Source organism: Achromobacter sp. FW305-C-30-7 (genome assembly GCF_058783105.1).
On the sequence record NZ_JBYSYI010000001.1, the window covers coordinates 101,059 to 118,920 of the forward strand.

Genomic DNA, 17,862 nt, shown 5'->3' on the forward strand with positions numbered 1-17,862 from the left:
GGACGCTGGGGGCGGCGCGCGCCCGGATTCAGCGGTCGGCCATGGCGCCGCTGCCCGCCAACGCCAGCGGTTTGCCCGCGTAGACCCGGCCGAAACGGTTGTTGATGAAAGCGTCCAGGTCTATCGCTTCCTGGCCCACGAACCCGCGTTGCGGCAAGGCGCCTTGCGCCACCAGATCCAGCGCGGCGCAGATTCCCGCAGCGGTGGAGAGCTGGATGGCGCTGAGGCGATGGCCGTCGACTTCCGCGCCGAAGATGCGGATGGGGTAGGACTCTTCCTCAAGGCGACCATGGCGGCGCCCGGACGCCGAGGCCTGGATCACGATCACGTCCTGCTCGGTGGTGGGAATGGCGGCTTCGAAGATTTCCTTGAGCAGGTCGCGGCGGTCGCGCAGGCGCAGGTCGTTGAGCAGCAGTTTCATGATGCTGCAGTGGCCCGGGTAGCGCACCGATTTGTAGTCCACGTTGCGGGCGCGGCCGCGCAAGGTGGCGGGCAGGGTGCCCAATCCGCCCGAGGTGTTGAAGGCCTCATACTCCACGCCGTCCAGCGCGAACGTTTCGTAGCCTTCCAGCGCGGGCACGCTGGTCAGCTGGCCGTCGACGATGGCCTCGCAAGGGTTGCAGTACTCGTTGATCAGCCCTTCGGTGCTCCAGGTCAGGTTGTAGCGCAGGCTGTTGGAGGGATAGCGCGGCAGGGCGCCCACGCGCATGCGCAGGTCGAGCAGCGTGTCGAAGCGGCGCGCCAATGCGTTGCCGACTACGCCGATGAAGCCCGGGGCCAGGCCGCATTGCGGCATCAGCACGCTGCTTGCGGTTTCCGCCAGCGCCTGGATCGCGTGCGTGCTGGCCACGTCTTCGGTCAGGTCGAAATAGTGCACGCCAGCCTTGGCGCACAGGCCGGCCACCGCGGCGGCGCGGTGAAAGGGCAGCGCGTTGATCACCGCGTAGCGTCCTTCGATGCATTGCGCCACGCTGTCGTCATCGGAAATCTGGCGGGTTCCGCAGCCCAGCTCGGCCACGATGCGTAGGCGCTCGGGATTTTGGTCGGCAACCAGCACCGAGTAGCCGCCGCTGCGTTCCAGCATTAGGGCAATGGCGAAACCGATTTTTCCGGCGCCCAGGAGTAGGACGGGCCGGGGAGAGGCGGTAGTCATGGTGCGGCTCCTGCATGGAAGGGGAGTGGGTGAGCTCATCCTATGCGGGGGCGCTGTCGATGTGTAGATGCTAAATAGTCGAATCGGCCGTAGGTAACGTTAATTCGACTTAATTTATTGTCGAAACGTCAAGAACGAAGCCCTCCGGTTTGGGGCCGGAGGGCTTCGGGGCGCTGCCTGGCCGGGGAGGCCAGGGGGGGATCAGCTGCCCAGGGGCGGGTAGTCCAGGTTGCCGAAGGTGACCAGGCCTTCCGACTTGGCCTCAGCCAGTTCGGTGCGGACCTGGGCGCGGGTCAACGAGGTGGCTTGTTCGGCGGCGGCGACGGGCGGGTAGTCCAGATTGCCGAAGGTCACTTCGCCGGCGTTCTTGGCTTGCTGCAGTTCAGCCTGCACTTGCTGCGAGGTCAGGGTCGACTTCGGGGCGATGGCGGCGGGGTAGCCTTCTTCGCCGAAGGTGTATTGGCCCGAGGCCTTGGCTTGTTGCAGTTCGGCTTGGACTTGAGCGCGGGTGGGACCCTGATCAGCCTCGGCGGCTTGGGCGCCGGCAGCCAGAACGGACATCGACAGCATCAAAGCGGTAGCAAGGGTTTTCATGGCAGACCTCCAGTGTCTTGAGCTTGGGAGCCGAACCGCCGGCCTGATTGCCTGGGGGTTCGCTTGCTGTGTCCCGATGAGATGCATTCTGGCCTCAAAACACCCCCGGATAAACCCTGATTCCCTGAAAACATCTTTCCAAAAAAGAGACTAATAGGTTTTCATTTCGCCAAATGGCACCATGGATGGTGAAATTTCCGTTTGATGACACCATAGGAGGTAGTCCACCCGGGAGGGGCGGAGGTCAGGCGGCGGAGGGGGGGAAGTGATGGCGCGCAGCCCCGGACTGATCCGGGGCTGGCAGGAGGGGGGATCAGCGGTTCAGTTCAACCAGCGCGGCGTTGTATTCCGCCTGGGCTTCGTCCAGCTTGCGCTGGGCCTTGTCGATCTTGTCCTGCTTGCCCTTGGCGCGGGCCTGCTTGAGCTCGCTTTCGCGTTCGGCGACCTTGCTTTGCTTCTCGCGCACATCAGCTTCGCGCTGCGATTGCAGGCGGCTGTCGGTGCAGTTTGCTTTGGCTTCGGCCAGGGCTTTGCGCAGCCCGGCTTCGCGGCGGGTATTGTTCTGCGCCTTGGCAGCGGCGATGTCGTTTTCGATTGCGCAGAACTTGGCGGCGCAGCCGCGCTGGGCCGAGCAATCGCTGGCGGCCTGGGCCGGAATGGCCACGAACGCGGCGGCTGCGGCGGCCGTCAAGGCCAGGGATTTGAACAATGAGGGCATGCGTGGTCTCCGGAATGTGTTGCGGAGGCTACATCATGGTCCCAGTCGGCGCCGCGGGCAATGCGCAGCGTCAACGGGGCATCGGCGCGGCCGCTAGTGCGGCGCCGATGCGGCTTTTAGCGGATCAGCATCAGCGTACCCGCCAGCGCGGCGGCGACCAACAGGGCGCCCAGCCAGAGGTTGGCGCGGAACAGCATGAAGTTGCGGTCGGGCCGCTGGATGTCGAAGACCCACAACTGCCACGCCAAGTGCGCCGCCACGGCCACCATGCCGACCTGATAGGCCCACGACAGTCCGATGGCATAGCCGCCCCAGGCCCACAGCGCGATGGTGGCCAGGTAGAAGCCGCCGATCCAGAGCTTGCCCTGGTCGCCGAAGCGCATGGCGGTGGAATGCAGGCCCAGGCTGCGATCGTCGCGCACGTCCACGTAGGCGTAGATGCTGTCGTAGCCCACCTGCCACAGCACCGCGCCCGCCCACATGGCGATGGCGGCCAGCGGCACGTGATTCTGCGTGTCCGACCAGGCCATCAGCATGCCCCAGTTGAAGCAGATGCCCAGCACCACTTGCGGCCAGTACGTGACGCGCTTGCACAGCGGGTAGATGAAGACGAACGGCAGCACGGCCACGGCCAGCCAGCGGCTCATTTCGTTCAGGAAGAACAGCAGCGAGCCGCAGACCAGCAATTGCCCGATCAGGAACCAGACCGCGTTCTTCATCGTGAGCTGGCCGCTGGTCAACGGACGGAAGCGCGTACGCTCGACGTGCTTGTCGAAGTTGCGGTCGCACATGTCGTTGACGGTGCAGCCGATGCCGCGCATCAGCAGCGCGCCCAGCGAGAACACGATCAAACGCCGCAGGTCCGGCAGGCCGCCCGCGGCCTGTACCAGCGCGGCGATGGCCGGCAGCAGGGTCAGCCAGGTGCCGATGGGGCGGTCCAGGCGGCACAGACGGGCATAGGGCCGCCAGGACTTGGGCAGCCAGCGTTCGACCCAGTCGGTGAAGACGATGTCGCTGAGGTCAACGGGGGATGGTTGGGGGGCGCTCACTGTCACGGCGAAACGGAATGGGAAAACCAAGAGCATAAAACAACGGCGGCCGGGCATCGCGCCCGGCCGCCGTTCATGTCCTACAGCACCTACGAGGCACCCGCGTCATATTGCCACTGTCGTGGCGAAAGCGGGGCCGCACGGATCCGGGCTCCGCCGGTCCGTAGCGGCGCCCCCCTGGGGGGGAAGCGCCGCAGGCGCTTCGGGGGGGGGGCCTACTTCACCTCGTCTTTTAGCAGCTTGCCCAGGATCGCGATGCCGCGGCGGATCTTGTCTTCCGGCACGGTGGCGAAGCTCAGGCGCAGCGTGTTGGTCTTGCCGGCGCCGCAATAGAACGGCGCGCCGGGCACGAACGCCACGTTTTGCGCGATGGCCTTTTCCAGCAGCTTGGTGCTGTCGATGTGCTCGGGCAAGGTCAGCCAGATGAACATGCCGCCTTCAGGCTTGGTCCAGGTGACGGTGTCCGGGAACTCCTGCTTGATGGCTTCCAGCATGCAGCTGCCCTGGGCGCGGTAGATTTCGCGCACGTTGGGCAGGTGCTCTTCCAGGAAGCCGTCCTTGACGATCTCGTACACGGCCATCTGGGTCAGCGTGGGCGTGTGCAGGTCGGTGGCTTGCTTGGCCTGCACCAGCTTGTTGATCAGCGGGCGCGCGGCGGCGATGTAGCCCAGGCGCAGGCCAGGGGCGAGCACCTTGGAGAACGTGCCCAGGCGCACCACGTTGGCGCCGTATTCGGCGGCCAGCGCGATCAGGCCGGGCTGCGGCTCGCCGGCGTAGCGCAGTTCGCCATAGGGATCGTCCTCGACGATGGTCAGGTTCAGTTCCGCGGCGCGCTTGACCAGCGCGATGCGGCGTTCCAGGTTCAGCGTGCGGCCGGTGGGGTTCTGGAAGTTGGGCAGGGCGTACAGGAAGCGGGCGCCTTCGGCCAGTTCAGGGGTGATGGCTTCCGGGATCAGGCCGCCTTCGTCGGTGGGCACCGGCACGAAGTTGGGCTGGTACAGGCTGAACGATTGCAGCGCGCCCAGGTAGCTGGGATCTTCGACCAGCACCTTGCTGTCCTTGTCGATCAGCACCTTGCCCAGCAGGTCCAGCGCTTGCTGCGAACCCGACACGATCAGGATCTGGTCGGCGGCGACGCTGGCGCCGGCCTTGTTCAGATCATCGGCAACCCATTGGCGCAGCGGCGCAAAGCCTTCCGTGGGGCCGTACTGCAGGGCGGCGCGGCCGTTGGTGGACAGTACCTTGTCGAATGCCGCGCGAACTACCTCTACCGGGAAGCCGCCGGGCGCCGGCAGGCCGCCGGCGAACGAAATGACTTCGGGGCGCTCGGTGACCTTGAGGATCTCGCGGATGGCGGAGCTGGTGAGTTGCTGGGCGCGTTCCGAAAAGGAAAACGCAGGTTCGAGAGGCTTGTCCATGGAGTGCTTCTTGAAAAAGAAGGGTAGGAAAATACGGGCGGTTGGTCCCTTTGGGTGGCCCGGCGGAAAAACATTCGGCAAAAAACTATTGTCCCACACGGCGGCGGCCCGGCCCCCTTAACGGCCGCAGCCCCTAAAATCACCTGCATCGATAACCGCCTGTACAGTTACATTTCCCATGTTCGAAGCCGCTCCCATCGTCGCCGACTCCAAGGCCGCCCTGTATGCTGGCCTGGTCGCCCAGGCCCGCGCCCTGCTCGACGGCGAGCCCGACCGCATCGCCAACGCCGCCAACCTGAGCGCGCTGGCTTACCTGGCTCTGCCCGACCTGAACTGGGCGGGCTTCTATTTCTATGACGGCACGGAACTGGTGCTGGGCCCCTTCCAGGGCAAGCCGGCTTGCGTGCGCATTCCGCTGAATCGCGGCGTGTGCGGAGCCGCGGCCAGCCAGCGCCAGACGCAGCTGGTGCCCGACGTGCATGCCTTTCCCGGCCACATCGCCTGCGACGCGGCTTCGCGTTCCGAGATCGTGGTGCCGCTGGTCCACCAGGGCCAATTGATCGGCGTGTGGGACGTGGACAGCCCGGTGCCGGATCGTTTCGACGAGGACGACCGCCAGGGCATGGAAGCCTTGTGCGCGGTGTTTCTGGCCAGCCTGGGCTGAGCCGCGGCGGCAGCCGCCGCGCTGCACGCCGTTGACACGGTTGCGGCCTCCCGGTAGATTCCCGCATCTGCGCTTGCACACCACCGCATCCGTTCCCACATTCATGATTCATCAGGCCAAGCAATCCGCTTTCCCGTTCCGCGCCCAGGGCGTGGTACTGGCTTGCGCCGGCCTGAAATCCAAAAAACAGCCGCTCATCTGACCGGAGCATGCTGTTCCGTCAGATGGGCGACGGAACAGCGGCCTCCTGGCGGCGCTTGGCGCCGTCCGCGCATCCCCTGGCATCCCGAGCACTTCTGTACGGTCCCCAACCACGGTCCGCTTACAACGCAGGAGTGTTCACATGCAATCTCATCATCAATCTCCGATCCAGGGCGTCTGGGTGCCTCTGGTCACGCCGTTTTCCGGCGGCGCCGTGGATGGCGGGGCCTTGCGCCGCCTGGTGCGCCACTATGCCGCCGCGGGCGTGGACGGGCTGGTCGTGTGCGGCAGCACCGGCGAGGCCGCGTCGCTGGACGATGCCGAACAGCTGGCGGTGCTGGACGCCGTGCTGACCGAGGCCGGCCGGCTGCCCGTCATCATGGGCCTGGCGGGCAACCACCACGGGCACGTGATGCAGCGCCTGGCCGCCTTCGGCACGCGTCCGTTGGCCGGCATCCTGGCGCCCGCACCGTACTACGTGCGCCCCGGCCAGGAAGGCGCCGCCGCCTATTTCCGCTGCCTGGCCGATGCCTCGCGCTTCCCCCTGGTGCTCTACGATATTCCCTATCGCACCGGCACGACGCTGGATACAGCGACCTTGCTGGCGCTGGCCGCGCATCCCAATATCGCGGCGATCAAGGACTGCGGCGGCTCGCTGGAAAAGACGATCGCGCTGATCGCCGACGGCAACATGCACGTGCTGGCGGGCGAGGACCTGCAGGCGTTGTCCTTGATGAGCCTGGGGGGCGCAGGCATGATCGCGGCCGCGGCGCATATCCGCCCCGACCTGTTCGTGGCCATGCACCAGGCCGTGAAGGCACAGCAGCTGGACTTGGCCCGCAAGCTGTTCCACGCGCTGGTCCCCATCATCCAGCTGACCTTCGCCGAGCCCAATCCCGGTCCCTTGAAGGCGCAACTGGGGCGCCAGGGCCTGCTGAGCGAGGAACTGCGCATGCCCATGCCGCCCGCCAGCATGGCCTTGGCCGCGCGCATGGACGCCGCCGTGGCGGGGTTGAACCGGCAATATCCTTGCCAGTAGCCCGAACTTGGTGAGCAGTCCGCCAGCTTTGTGGTGTTCGGATTCATTTAGTAATAAATGTCCTACCGGGAAGCTGACGGATTGCTTATCATGCGGCCATTCTTCGGGTGAAACAAAACGTTCATGGCCCAAGCTTTTGTAGCCTTGTCCGCCTGGCAAGTCATGCTGGCGGGCCTGCTTTTCTTCAGCGGCATCTATCTGGTGTTCGGTGCGGCCACCTGGCTGCTGACGCAGCACATCCTGCCGGCGTTGGGCATCGGGCGTCCGCTGGATCCGCGCCCGCTGGCGCCGGGCCAACTGCGGCGCGAATTCGCGCAGTCCGGCCTGTCCATCCTGCTGTTCGGCACCGGCATGATTTTCCCGTGGGGCCTGTTGCAACTGGGCTGGGCGCACCTGGACCCCGATGCCAGCTGGCAAAAGATCACGCTCGAGATCCTGGTGCTGGTGGCCTGGAACGACGTGCATTTCTGGATCAACCACCGCCTGCTGCACACCAAGCCGCTGCGTCGCTTCCACCTGCCGCATCACCGCTCGGTCGTGACCACGCCGTTCTCGACCTACAGCTTCCATCCCATCGAAGCGCTGATGCTGGGCAACGTGATCATGTTGCCCATGGTGCTGCATGACTTCAGTTTCTGGTCGCTGGCATCGGTGCCGCTGTTCAGCCTGTTCTTCAATTGCATCGGCCACGCCAACTACGACTTCTTTCCCAAGGTGTCCTACGCGCACTGGTTCGCCGCCAGCCGCAGGCATCACCTGCACCATGCCTGCTACAACGGCAATTACGGCTTCCAGTTCACCTTCATGGACCGTCTGTTCCGCACCCGTCTCAAGGCCGAGGCGGCGCAGGCCCAGCTGAATGCTTTCCGGCAGCGAGAATCGCTTGGCGGGCGCGCTTAAGCGGCAGCGCCGCCTGCCGTCGCTGCGCAGCTGGCGCGACTGGCAAAGCCTGGCCTACCTGGCCGCGTTGCCGGCGCTGGCGGCGTGGCAGTGGGTGCACGGTTTCTGGTGGCCGCTGTACGGCCTGATGTTGTTCCTGACCCTGGGCGTGGGCGTCATCCACCACAACCATACGCACATCCGCATGTGGCGCGGACGCTGGACCAACCGCGCGACCGATTTCTGGATCACGCTGCTGCAGGGGCATCCGACCTTCGTGTTCTATCCGGCGCATGTGGCCAACCACCATCGCTACAAGCACGGCGCGCGCGACGTGGCGCGTACCTATCGCTTTGGCGGCGACACCAACCATCTGTGGGGCTACCTGATCCATCCATTGCAGGCGGGTTGGGCGCTGTATCCCTTGTTCTTCGCGTGGTTGGGCCGCTTGTACCGGCATTGGCCGGGCGCCTGGCGCTATTGCATGGCGCAGTACGGCGTATGGTTGGGCCTGTGGGGCGGGCTGCTGGCCGTAAACCCCATGAAGGCGCTGCTGTTCGTCATCGTGCCGCAGCTGCATGGGTTGCACTGGCTGCTGGCTACCAACTACCTGCAGCATGCGCACGCCGACGGCGGGCCGCGGTCCGTCGCGGGCCTGAACTATGCGCGAAATTTCGAAGGGCTGGTCAATCCGCTGCTCTTCAACATTGGCCTGCACACCGCCCACCACGAGCATCCGCGGGCGCACTGGTCCGAACTGACGCGCCTGCACCGCGAGCAATACCGCAACCGCGTGAATCCGGCCTTGAACGAGCCGGGCCTCACGCCCTATATGTTCCGCGTGTTCGTGCTGGGCGCCTTCATGCCGCGCTTTCGCAGCCGTTCATGCATGGCGCCCGAGCACGTCCGCTAGCGCCGCACTCCCTACATCCACCAGAGGCCTCTCATGCCCATTGCGTTTCATCGTGTCTACCTGGAAAGCGCCGGCTACTTCATGCCGGGCGAGCCCGTGTCCAACGATGCCATGGACAGCTACATCGCGCCGCTGAACCGCATGTCCAGCCGCATCAAGAGCCGCATCCTGGCCGAGAACGGCATCAAGCAGCGCTACTACGCGATCGATCCCGAGGGCGCCACGGTATTCACCAACGCGCAGCTCGCGGCCAACGCCATCCGCGATTGCCTGCGGCGCAACGACAGCGACCTGTCCGCCGTGTCGCTGCTGGCCAGCGGCTCGTCGGGCGGGGACGCGTTGATGCCGGGTTTCTCCAACATGATCCAGGGCGAGCTGGCCGCGCATCCGATGGAAACCCTGTCGGTGCACGGCATTTGCGCGGCGGGCGTGTCGGCGATCCAGACGGCCGCGCAGGGCGTGGAGCTGGGCGGACACGCCAGCGCCCTGGCGGTGGCCAGCGAGCTGCCGTCGCGGCTGTTCAAGCGCTCGCGCTTCGCGGCGCGCGGCTACGACGCCGACTTCGACGCGCATTTCCTGCGCTGGATGCTGTCGGACGGCGCGGGGGCGGTGTTGTTGGGCAACAGCGGACGGCCCTTGCCGGGCGCCTCGCAAGGCGTGCGCCTGCGTCTGAAGTGGGTGCATCAGCGTTCGTTCTCGGGCGACTATCCGGTGTGCATGCAGCTGGGCCTGTCGGCCGACCGGGCCAAGGGTCATCTGGACTATCCGTCGTGGAACGAGGCCGAGGCCGATGGCGCGCTGTCCTTGCGTCAGGACATCCGCCTGCTGCCGCATCTGTTCGACATCGGCATCCATGAATACGCCAAGCTGGTGCGCGACGGCTGGGTGGATCCGGACCAGGTGGACCACTTCCTGTGCCATTACTCGTCGGAGAAGTTCATCCCCGTGGTGGAAGACCTGATGGAGAAGGCCGGCCTGGTGATCCCGCGTGAACGCTGGTTCAGCAACCTGGCGTGGCGCGGCAATACCGGCGCGGCGTCCATCCTGATCATGCTGGCCGAGTTCCTGGAAACGCGCGAAGTGAAGCCAGGCGAGCAGATCTTCTGCTACATCCCGGAATCGGGCCGTTTCATGGCCGCGTACATGCTGCTGGAAGCCGAGGCCGTGCACGCGCCGCAGATCGCCGTGGGCGCGCCCGCAGCGACTGCCGCGCGCGAGGACGCGAACAGCGACGACGCCGCCGCGATCGCGCCGCCGCACGATCCGGACATGGCGCCGCAAGGCCTGGGCCAGCTGCTGACCGAACTGGCCGCGATCTGGCACGACTACCGTTCGCGCGTGTGGCGCACGCCGGTGGTGCGGCGCCTGCGCAATCGCCAGTTCCAGACGGCCGACTATCTGAACTGGATGGAGAACTGGATTCCGCAGGTGCGCGAAGGCAGCAAGTGGATGCGCGAAGGCGCGGCCTCGCTGTCGGAGCAGTACGCGCCGCTGGCCGCATTGATCGATACGCACGCCGGCGAAGAACAGAACGATTTCCAGATCCTGTTCCAGGACTACCGCAACGCGGGCGGTCCGGTGGACAGCATCGACGCCCTGCGCCGCAATCCCGGCGGCGAGGCGCTCAACGCCTATCTGCACGGCCTGGCCGCCACGCGCGATCCCATCGGTTTGCTGGGCGCCATCTACATCATCGAGGGCACCGGGCAGCGCATCGTGCCGGCGCTGCTGCCGCTGCTCAAGGCCAGCCTGACGCTGCCGCCCGACGCCTTCCGCTTCCTGGAGTACCACGGCCACAACGACGAGCACCATCTGGCGCGCTGGCTGTCGGCGGTGGAACTGGCGCTGGACTGCGACGAGGACGGCCGCGCCGAACAGCGCATCGTCGACACGGCGCGCCGCACGGCCGCGCTGTACCTGATGCAGTTCCACCACGTGATGGAAGGCGACGCGTCATGAGCAAAGAGCCCGAGTTCCTGGCCAAGCCGCACGATCCCGCCGACCCCAGCCCCTGGCTGGCGCTCTACCTGGACCGCAGCACGCCTCTGCCGGACAAGGTCAAGAAGGCCTGGCTGACGGATTCCAGCTGCGCTTCGCGCCAGTACCTGCTGCCCTTTCTGCGGCCGCTGGCGCGCGCCTTCATCATCCTGATCCAGGTCATCAAGACCTTCCTGCCGCGCCGCTGGTCGCATTCCAAGCTGCTGCACCGCATCCTGGCCTGGGGCCTGAAGCGCTTCGTGTCGCCCGAGGCCAACTGGCTGATCCTGCGCCATTTCCATCTGGGCGCGCAGATCCTGTCGTTCATCGCGGCCAACTCGCCGGTGCGCGTCACCACGACGCCGCTCGAGCCGCGCGATATCGACGATCTAAAGGACGAACTCTTCGTCAAGCACGACCTGAACCTGTTCAATTTCGTCATTCGTTTGAATCAGGCGTTGCGCGACGCAGGCGTGGAGATGCATGCGCCGGAACGGGTCGATTTCTCGATGATCCGCGATCCGGACCTGCTGCTCGAAGACATGCCGCGGGGCAAGCTGAACTTCCTGGACCTGCAAAGCGCGATCGAACTCTTCACGCCGTTGTATCAGCTGATGCTGACCGACAACGACTTCTGGCGCGCGGCCAATTCGTTGCAGCTGGACGAGACCATCGGCATCTACGCGGCCAAGCTGCTGGGCGCGCCGCAGCACCTGATCCTGGTCAACAACAACCATCCGCTGGTGCCGATGTCGACCCTGCGCGCAGGCTACCGGCTGGTGCTGCACGGGCTGTCCACCGAGATGCTGCACAGCCTGCTGATGGAAATGAAAGAGGCGCAGCAAGGCGGCGAGCCGCCCGCGCCGATCGCCTGAGGTCTCAGCGTTTTTCCGCGTACACGCCAAAGCGCTGCAGCTGCGCTTCGCTGTTGGAGATTTCGCGCAGGCTTTCCTCGCCGCTGTGCGCGACCAGCAGGGCGGCCAGCGTCTGCGCGATGGACAGCGCAGGCACCACCGAGGGAAACAGCGAGGGCGTGTCGTTGGCCACCAGCAATAGCGCCTTTGCGCCCGGGGCAATCGGCGACACCGCGCTGTCGGTGACCGCCACCACGCCGGCGCCGCGTTCATGCGCGAATTCCACGGCCGTGACTGCCGCCTGCGCATAAGGTGCCTGGCTGAAGGCGATCAGCGCGTCGTCCGGCCCGATGCGGCGCAGTTCATCGGCCAAGGTGCCGCCTACGCCGCTGAGCAAGGTGACCTTGTCCAGGAACATGCCGCAGGCATAGCTGAAGTGATAGGCCGCCGGATACAGGCTGCGCAGGCCGATGACGTAGATGCGGCGCGCGCCCGCCAGCAGGCCGTGCGCGGCCTTCAGCGCGGGCAGGGCGGCGGGACCGAGGCTGCTGCCCAGGTTGCGCACTTCGGCATCGAGGATGTCGGCGACCAGTCCCGCGTCGGCGTCGTGCTGAGGGCGCTTGCGCAGGGCGGTGGCGCGGCCGGAAAAGCTCGACCCGCCCGCGGCCAGCCAGTCGCGGTACGGCTGGCGGAACGCCTCGTAGGTATCGAATCCCAGTTGCCGAGCCAGGCGCAGCATGACGCCGGCCTGCACACCGGCATGGCCGGCCGCGGCGCGCATCGATTCCAGGGCGATGTCCTTGGGGTGATCGATCGCATAGCGGGCCGCCTGCCGCAGCTTGGGCGGCAGGGCGGAAAACTGGGCTTCGATCAGTTTGTCGATGGCGGCTTTATCCATCTGCGCTCCGGGTAAGGTGCCGCGTATTATGGCGTATCGTCCGCCAACGCCAGATCGATGGCGCGGGCCAGCGCATCGGCCGCGAACGCCAGCTCATCAGCCGTGCTGAGGTAGGGCGGCGCCAGCAGCACGTGGTCGCCGAGCTTGCCGTCCACCGTGCCGCCGCCCGGATAGCACAGCAGGCCCAGGTCGCGCGCCTGGGCCTTGATGCGTGCATGCAGCCGGCGCTGCGGCGCGAACGCGCGCAGGCTGCCGGGGTCCTCGGCCAGCTCCACGCTCCAGAACATGCCGCGGCCGCGGATGTCGGCCACGTGTGGATGCTTTTCCAGGCGCGCCGCCAACATGGCGCCGAACTGCGCGCCCATGTCCGCCACGCGTTCCACCAGCTTGTCGCGCAGCACGATGCGCTGCACCGCGAGCGCCGCGGCGCAGGCCACCGGGTGGCCGACATACGTGTAGCCATGCTGGAACGCGCCCGAGCCCGCGTTGATGGCCCCGATGACGCGGTCATGCGCCAGCACGGCGCCGATCGGCAGATAGCCCCCGCCCAAGCCCTTGGCCAGCGTCAGCAGGTCCGGCACCACGCCTTCCTGTTCGAAGGCGTGATAGCTGCCGGTGCGGCCCAGTCCGCACATGACCTCGTCCAGGATCAAGAGCACGCCGTGGCGGTCGCACACCTGGCGGATCTTGCGGAAGTAGCCGGGTACGGGCGCGACGGTGCCGGCGGTGGCGCCGACCACGGTTTCGGCGATGAAGGCGGACACGGTGTCCGGGCCTAGGCGCAGGATCTCGGCGTCCAGTTCCCCGGCCAGGCGGTCGCTGTACTGCTCGTCCGTTTCGCCGGCCTCGCGGTAATGCAGGGCAAAGCAGGGCGAGACGTGGTGGCTTTCGATCAGCACGGGCTGGTACAGGGCGCGCCGGCCCGCGTTGCCGCCCACCGACAAGGCTGCCAGCGTGTTGCCGTGATAGCTCTGGCGCCGCGCGATGTAGCGGTAGCGTCCCGGCTCGCCGCGTTCAACATGGTATTGGCGCGCCATCTTCAAGGCGGTCTCTACCGCTTCCGAACCGCCCGAAACGAAATAGGCGTTGCCCAGGCCGGCCGGGCTGTTGGCCGCCAGCAACTCGGCCAGTTCTTCAGCCGCCGGCGTGGTGAAGAAGCTGGTGTGCGCGTACTCCAGCGCGTCCAGCTGCGCGACGGCGGCAGCGCGCACTTCGGGGTGCGCATGTCCCAGGCACGAGACCGCCGCGCCGCCCGAGGCGTCGAAGTAGCGCCGGCCCTCCTGGTCGATGATGAAGCAGCCTTCGCCTTTGACGGCGACGGGCAGGGGGCTGGCATTGCGATGAATGATGCGGCTCATGATGGGGGGCGGCGACTCGTGGTCTGGTTTGTCAAATAAAACACATGGTATATTTATTGTAAAAATAAACCAAACGGTTTTATTGCCGCATTGGCCGTTGCATCGTCATCATTCGCTCAAGGGGGCGTCATGAAGTTTTCCCATCTGTTGCGTGGCTGGACTCTAGGGATTGCGGCGGCTGCCGCGTTGGGCGCGGCCGGGCAGGCCGGCGCCGCCTGGCCGGAACAGCCGGTGCGGCTGGTGGTGCCGTTCGCCGCCGGCGGCACGACCGACCTGCTGGGCCGCCTGATGGCCGAGGGTCTGGGCGCCGAACTCGGCCAATCCGTGGTGGTGGTCAACAAGGCCGGCGCGGGCGGCAGCCTGGGCGCGTCCGAGGTGGCGCACGCGCAGCCGGACGGCTACACCCTGCTGCTGGGCACGCCCGGCACGCAGATCATCAATGCCTACGTCTACAAGAAGATCGGCTACGACCCGGTCAAGGACTTCGCGCCGGTCGCCTATGTGGCGCAGGTGCCCAACGTGGTGCTGACGCATCCCGGGTCCGGCCTGAAGAACATGGACGACCTGCTGCGCACCGCGCGCGCGGAGCCCGGGCGGCTGAACTGGGGCTCGCCGGGCGTGGGCAGTTCGGGCCATCTGGCGCTGGAGATGATCAAGCGCATGGGCAAGGTGGACATCCGCCACGTGCCGTACAAGGGCGCCAGCCAGGCCAACAATGACCTGCTGGGCGGGCAGATCGATCTGTCTGCCGACAACCTGCCCACCGCCTTGCCCTTGATCAAGGCGGGCAAGCTGGTGGCTCTGGGCGTGACTTCGGCCCAGCCGGTGCCCACCGCGCCGGGCGTGGCAGCCATCGCGCAGTCCGTGCCGGGCTTCGAACTGACCTCCTGGTTCGTGGTGATGGCGCCCGCCGGCACGCCGCAAGCGGTCATCGACAAGCTCAACGCCGCCGCCCAGCGCGTGCTGGATGCGCCCGCCACGCGTGAACGGCTGGCAACCTTGGCCGCGCAGCCCATCGGCGGCACGCCGCAAGCCTTGGCGCAGCATCTGCAGACGGAACGCGAGAAGTACCGCGTCCTGATCGAAGGCACCGACATCCGTCCGGAATAAGCGGGGAAACGCATGGGCAAGGGCATGAAGAAAAGGCTGGCGGTGGCGCGCTTCTGGTACGAAGGCAACGCCTTCTGCCCGGTGCCCTGCACCATGGCGGATTTCGAACGGCGCGAGTGGCGCAAGGGCGGCGACGCCCTGGCCGCCGCCGCTGGCACGGCCACCGAACTGGGTGAAGTGGCCGAGTTCGCCCGCGCGCATCCGGATTGGGAGGTCGTGGCCCTGCGCTGCGCATCCGCCCTGCCTGGCGGGTCGATAGCAGACGCCGTGCACCGCGCCTTTACCGAAGAGGTACTGGCCGAGCTGGCCGCGGATGAGGCTGGCTGGGACGCCGTCTACCTGTCGTTGCACGGCGCCGCCATCACCGACCTGCGCCAGACGCCCGACCTGGACTTCGTGCGCGCCGTGCGGGCCCTGTTGCCCGGCGTTCCCCTGGGCGCGAGCTTCGACCTGCACGCCAACCTGGCCCCTGAACTGGGCAGCCTGCTGGATTGCGCCAGCGGCTACAAGACTTATCCCCACATCGACATGCGCGAGGCGGCGGGGCGGGTGCTCGACATGTTGCTGCGCGCGCAGGCCGGCACGCTGTCGCCGCGGGTGCTGGTGACCAAGCCGGATTTGCTGTTGTCCAGCTTCAACATGCGCACCGATGCCGGTCCGATGCGCGAGCTGCAGGATCTTGCCGCAGCGCAGGTACGAGAAGGCGTGGCCGAAGTCTCGGTGTTCGGCGGCTTTCCGTACGCGGATACCGTCGATACCGGCGCATCGGTGCTGGTGGTGGCCGACACGGTCCGCGATGCCGCGGGCGCGCAGGCGCAGGCCGCGGCCGAGACCATGATGGCCGCCATGCGGCGGTTGGCGCCTGCGTTTGCGGTCACCTTGCCGACGCCGCAAGAGGGCCTGGCGCAAGCCGTGGAGGCGGCGCGCGCCGGCGGCCTGGTGGCCGTCACCGATCCGGGCGACAACCCGCTGTCGGGAGGCGTCTGCGACACACCGGAACTGTTCCGCGCCTTGCTGGATGCGCAGATCGATCTGTCTTGCGTGTTCGCCAGCTTCGCGGATCCGGATGCGGTTAGGCGCGCGTACGAAGCGGGTCTGGGCGGCGATTGCGAACTGGACCTGGGCGGCCGCGTAAGCCGCGATTTCGGTCCGCCAGTGCGCGCGGCATTCCGGGTCGAACGCTACACCGACGGCGAATTCAGCAACACCGGGCCGATGGAAACGGGCGTTCGCACGCGTTGCGGTCGCACCGCGCTGCTGTCGCTGCGCGACCGGCCCAACGTGCAGGTCATCATTACCGAACTGGTGGCGCCGGCTAACGATCCGGGCTTCTTCACCCTGCATGGCATCGACCTCAATCAGGTGCGGCTGCTGTGCGTGAAGGCCAAGAACCACTTCCGCGCGGCCTTCCTGCCGCTGTGCGCCGCGATCATCGACGTCGACGCGCCCGGACCCGCGGCGCTGGACCTGCGGCTGCTGCCGTTCCGGCATGCGCGCCAGGGCGCAGCCAACGACGCGTAAGACTGGCGGAAATAGCGGGGCGGATCCGCGCGCCTTGGTGTTGACCCTGCGTTACACGGCAAGGGCCTTGCGCTATATTGCGACCCTTGCCCCGCAGGCCCGCCGGGCGGCGTCCGCGCTGTCGTATCCCTCTTCCGGAAGTCGTTTACATGCCCCAGACACTTGAAGTCATCGCCACTCTCCTGTTCGCCGTGGCGGTTCTTCATACCTTCTCGGTTCCCTTCTTCGCGCGGCTCGCGCATCGTGGCGGACCGCATGCGGGCATCTGGCATCTGTTCTCCGAAGTCGAGGCCGTGTTCGGCGTCTGGGCCTTCGTGCTGATCGTGGCGATGGCGGCGCTGTCGGGTCCGTCGCATGCCATCGAGTACATGGACACGCGCAACTTCACCGAGCCGCTGTTTGTCTTTGTGATCATGGTGGTGGCGGCCAGCCGGCCGATCCTTGAACTGGTGGGGACGCTGGTGCGGCTGGTGGCGCGGGTGCTGCCGCTGCCGCGCGAACTCGCCACCTTCTTCGTCGTGATGTCGTTGGTACCGCTGGGCGGCTCCTTCATCACCGAACCGGCCGCCATGACGCTGGCTGCCATCCTGTTGCGCGACGCTTACTTCCGCAGCAGCGGGCGCGCGGGCTTCAAGTACCTGACTCTTGGCGTGCTGTTCGTCAACGTCTCCATCGGCGGCGTGCTGACCTCCTATGCCGCGCCGCCCGTGCTGATGGTGGCCTCCACCTTCGGCTGGGACTCGGCCTTCATGGCCCAGCACTTCGGCTGGCGCGCCGCGATCGCGGTCTGCCTGAACGCGGCCCTCCTGACCTTCATCTGCCGCAAGGCGCTGCTGGAGCGCTCGGTGGGCACGGGCGGCGGCGTGGACGCGCCGGAAGGCGGCGATGCGCGCGGACCGGTGCCGCTGCTGGTCATGCTGGTGCATCTGGTCTTCCTGGTCGCCGTGGTGCTCAGCGCGCACCATCCGGCCATCTTCCTGGGCTTGTTGATGATGTTCATCGGCTTTGCCGAAGCCTATAAGCGCTACCAGAGCCGCCTGATGATCAAGGAAGGTCTGATGGTGGGGTTCTTCCTGGCCGGCCTGGTGGTGCTGGGCGGCCTGCAGAAATGGTGGCTGCAGGACCTGCTGGGCGGGCTCGAGCCCTTCGTGCTGTTCTGGGGCGCCACCGCGCTCACCGCCATTACCGACAACGCCGCGCTGACCTACCTGGGTTCGCTGGTCGAAGGCACCAACGAGGCCTGGCGCTACATGCTGGTGGCCGGTGCGGTCACGGGCGGGGGCCTGACGGTGATCGCCAACGCGCCCAACCCGGCCGGCTTCGCCATCCTGAAGAACCACTTCCCGGACGGCAGCATTTCGTCGGGGCGGCTGTTCCTGTCGGCCCTGGCGCCGACCCTGGTGGCGGCCGTCATGTTCCTGCTTCCCGTATAGGGCGACGGGGCCGGAAAACCGGCTGGCGGCGTCCTTGAGGCGCCGCCCCAGGTGGGCTGCCGGGGGCGGACACCGGCCGTTCA

General features: G+C 66.7%; 16 protein-coding genes. 9 read left to right on the plus strand and 7 right to left on the minus strand.

The features are described 5' to 3' along the window. Positions 1-28: 28 nt before the first annotated feature. The 5 genes from AC3WOB_RS00530 to AC3WOB_RS00550 all read right to left on the minus strand — a co-directional run bounded on the left by AC3WOB_RS00530 (position 29) and on the right by AC3WOB_RS00550 (position 4,932). Positions 29-1,153: a saccharopine dehydrogenase family protein gene (locus tag AC3WOB_RS00530; protein ID WP_013396916.1), complete on the minus strand. Its 1,125-nt coding sequence runs from the start codon at positions 1,151-1,153 to the stop codon at positions 29-31. Positions 1,154-1,354: 201 nt separating this feature from the next. Next, positions 1,355-1,747 (minus strand): DUF4148 domain-containing protein, encoded by a 393-nt coding sequence (locus AC3WOB_RS00535; RefSeq protein WP_013396915.1) that lies wholly within the window; start codon positions 1,745-1,747, stop codon positions 1,355-1,357. Positions 1,748-2,060: 313 nt separating this feature from the next. Beyond that, positions 2,061-2,465 (minus strand): DUF1090 domain-containing protein, encoded by a 405-nt coding sequence (locus AC3WOB_RS00540; RefSeq protein WP_013396914.1) that lies wholly within the window; start codon positions 2,463-2,465, stop codon positions 2,061-2,063. Between the two features lie 116 nt (positions 2,466-2,581). Then, positions 2,582-3,514 (minus strand): 4-hydroxybenzoate octaprenyltransferase, encoded by a 933-nt coding sequence (gene ubiA / locus AC3WOB_RS00545; protein ID WP_492273863.1) that lies wholly within the window; start codon positions 3,512-3,514, stop codon positions 2,582-2,584. A gap of 215 nt (positions 3,515-3,729) precedes the next feature. After that, positions 3,730-4,932: an aminotransferase-like domain-containing protein gene (locus AC3WOB_RS00550; RefSeq protein ID WP_492273864.1), complete on the minus strand. Its 1,203-nt coding sequence runs from the start codon at positions 4,930-4,932 to the stop codon at positions 3,730-3,732. Positions 4,933-5,110: 178 nt separating this feature from the next. On the opposite strand from AC3WOB_RS00550, the gene AC3WOB_RS00555 reads away from it, so the two are divergent. The 6 genes from AC3WOB_RS00555 (at position 5,111) to AC3WOB_RS00580 (ending at position 11,480) form a co-directional block, all read left to right on the plus strand. After that, on the plus strand, positions 5,111-5,596 hold the full coding sequence (locus AC3WOB_RS00555) for a GAF domain-containing protein (protein ID WP_492273865.1): 486 nt from the start codon (positions 5,111-5,113) through the stop codon (positions 5,594-5,596). Positions 5,597-5,939: 343 nt separating this feature from the next. Beyond that, positions 5,940-6,836: a 4-hydroxy-tetrahydrodipicolinate synthase gene (dapA, locus tag AC3WOB_RS00560; protein WP_492273866.1), complete on the plus strand. Its 897-nt coding sequence runs from the start codon at positions 5,940-5,942 to the stop codon at positions 6,834-6,836. Between the two features lie 123 nt (positions 6,837-6,959). After that, positions 6,960-7,736, plus strand: a complete 777-nt coding sequence (locus AC3WOB_RS00565) for a sterol desaturase family protein (protein ID WP_492273867.1) — start codon at positions 6,960-6,962, stop codon at positions 7,734-7,736. Further along, positions 7,696-8,628 carry a fatty acid desaturase gene (locus AC3WOB_RS00570; RefSeq protein ID WP_492273868.1) on the plus strand — a complete coding sequence of 311 codons (933 nt, stop codon included), beginning with the start codon at positions 7,696-7,698 and terminating at the stop codon, positions 8,626-8,628. The genes AC3WOB_RS00565 and AC3WOB_RS00570 overlap by 41 nt, the downstream gene beginning before the upstream one ends. Before the next feature lie 33 nt (positions 8,629-8,661). Beyond that, a complete protein-coding gene (locus AC3WOB_RS00575) occupies positions 8,662-10,587 on the plus strand; it encodes an iron-containing redox enzyme family protein (RefSeq protein WP_492273869.1) in 1,926 nt (641 codons plus the stop codon). Beyond that, complete coding sequence (locus tag AC3WOB_RS00580; protein ID WP_492273870.1) at positions 10,584-11,480, plus strand: DUF6999 family protein; 897 nt, start codon at positions 10,584-10,586, stop codon at positions 11,478-11,480. Before AC3WOB_RS00575 ends, AC3WOB_RS00580 begins: the two co-directional genes overlap by 4 nt. Before the next feature lie 4 nt (positions 11,481-11,484). Here the strand turns inward: AC3WOB_RS00580 and AC3WOB_RS00585 are convergent, their stop codons facing one another. Together AC3WOB_RS00585 and AC3WOB_RS00590 are read right to left on the minus strand one after the other, a co-directional pair. Further along, positions 11,485-12,357, minus strand: a complete 873-nt coding sequence (locus tag AC3WOB_RS00585) for a MurR/RpiR family transcriptional regulator (protein ID WP_492273871.1) — start codon at positions 12,355-12,357, stop codon at positions 11,485-11,487. Positions 12,358-12,383: 26 nt separating this feature from the next. After that, positions 12,384-13,715, minus strand: coding sequence for an aspartate aminotransferase family protein (locus tag AC3WOB_RS00590; protein ID WP_492273872.1), 1,332 nt, complete (start codon positions 13,713-13,715; stop codon positions 12,384-12,386). A 129-nt stretch (positions 13,716-13,844) separates the two neighbouring features. Between AC3WOB_RS00590 and AC3WOB_RS00595 the strand changes: the two genes are divergently transcribed. The 3 genes from AC3WOB_RS00595 (at position 13,845) to AC3WOB_RS00605 (ending at position 17,779) form a co-directional block, all read left to right on the plus strand. Further along, the gene (locus AC3WOB_RS00595) at positions 13,845-14,825 is read left to right on the plus strand and encodes a Bug family tripartite tricarboxylate transporter substrate binding protein (protein WP_492273873.1); all 981 of its coding nucleotides are present in this window, start codon (positions 13,845-13,847) and stop codon (positions 14,823-14,825) included. Between the two features lie 24 nt (positions 14,826-14,849). Further along, on the plus strand, positions 14,850-16,346 hold the full coding sequence (locus tag AC3WOB_RS00600; protein WP_492273874.1) for a M81 family metallopeptidase: 1,497 nt from the start codon (positions 14,850-14,852) through the stop codon (positions 16,344-16,346). A gap of 149 nt (positions 16,347-16,495) precedes the next feature. Further along, complete coding sequence (locus AC3WOB_RS00605) at positions 16,496-17,779, plus strand: putative Na+/H+ antiporter (protein WP_013396900.1); 1,284 nt, start codon at positions 16,496-16,498, stop codon at positions 17,777-17,779. Positions 17,780-17,862: the final 83 nt, after the last annotated feature.

Excerpts from the sequence above, each read along its gene's own strand:
- AC3WOB_RS00530 (WP_013396916.1), bottom strand. The coding sequence starts at position 1,153 with ATGACTACCGCCTCTCCCCGGCCCGTCCTACTCCTGGGCGCCGGAAAA.
- AC3WOB_RS00555 (WP_492273865.1), top strand. The coding sequence starts at position 5,111 with ATGTTCGAAGCCGCTCCCATCGTCGCCGACTCCAAGGCCGCCCTGTAT.
- AC3WOB_RS00540 (WP_013396914.1), bottom strand. The coding sequence starts at position 2,465 with ATGCCCTCATTGTTCAAATCCCTGGCCTTGACGGCCGCCGCAGCCGCC.
- AC3WOB_RS00585 (WP_492273871.1), bottom strand. The coding sequence starts at position 12,357 with ATGGATAAAGCCGCCATCGACAAACTGATCGAAGCCCAGTTTTCCGCC.
- AC3WOB_RS00590 (WP_492273872.1), bottom strand. The coding sequence starts at position 13,715 with ATGAGCCGCATCATTCATCGCAATGCCAGCCCCCTGCCCGTCGCCGTC.
- AC3WOB_RS00575 (WP_492273869.1), top strand. The coding sequence starts at position 8,662 with ATGCCCATTGCGTTTCATCGTGTCTACCTGGAAAGCGCCGGCTACTTC.
- AC3WOB_RS00535 (WP_013396915.1), bottom strand. The coding sequence starts at position 1,747 with ATGAAAACCCTTGCTACCGCTTTGATGCTGTCGATGTCCGTTCTGGCT.
- AC3WOB_RS00550 (WP_492273864.1), bottom strand. The coding sequence starts at position 4,932 with ATGGACAAGCCTCTCGAACCTGCGTTTTCCTTTTCGGAACGCGCCCAG.
- AC3WOB_RS00580 (WP_492273870.1), top strand. The coding sequence starts at position 10,584 with ATGAGCAAAGAGCCCGAGTTCCTGGCCAAGCCGCACGATCCCGCCGAC.
- AC3WOB_RS00570 (WP_492273868.1), top strand. The coding sequence starts at position 7,696 with ATGCTTTCCGGCAGCGAGAATCGCTTGGCGGGCGCGCTTAAGCGGCAG.
- AC3WOB_RS00600 (WP_492273874.1), top strand. The coding sequence starts at position 14,850 with ATGAAGAAAAGGCTGGCGGTGGCGCGCTTCTGGTACGAAGGCAACGCC.
- dapA (WP_492273866.1), top strand. The coding sequence starts at position 5,940 with ATGCAATCTCATCATCAATCTCCGATCCAGGGCGTCTGGGTGCCTCTG.
- AC3WOB_RS00605 (WP_013396900.1), top strand. The coding sequence starts at position 16,496 with ATGCCCCAGACACTTGAAGTCATCGCCACTCTCCTGTTCGCCGTGGCG.
- AC3WOB_RS00565 (WP_492273867.1), top strand. The coding sequence starts at position 6,960 with ATGGCCCAAGCTTTTGTAGCCTTGTCCGCCTGGCAAGTCATGCTGGCG.
- AC3WOB_RS00595 (WP_492273873.1), top strand. The coding sequence starts at position 13,845 with ATGAAGTTTTCCCATCTGTTGCGTGGCTGGACTCTAGGGATTGCGGCG.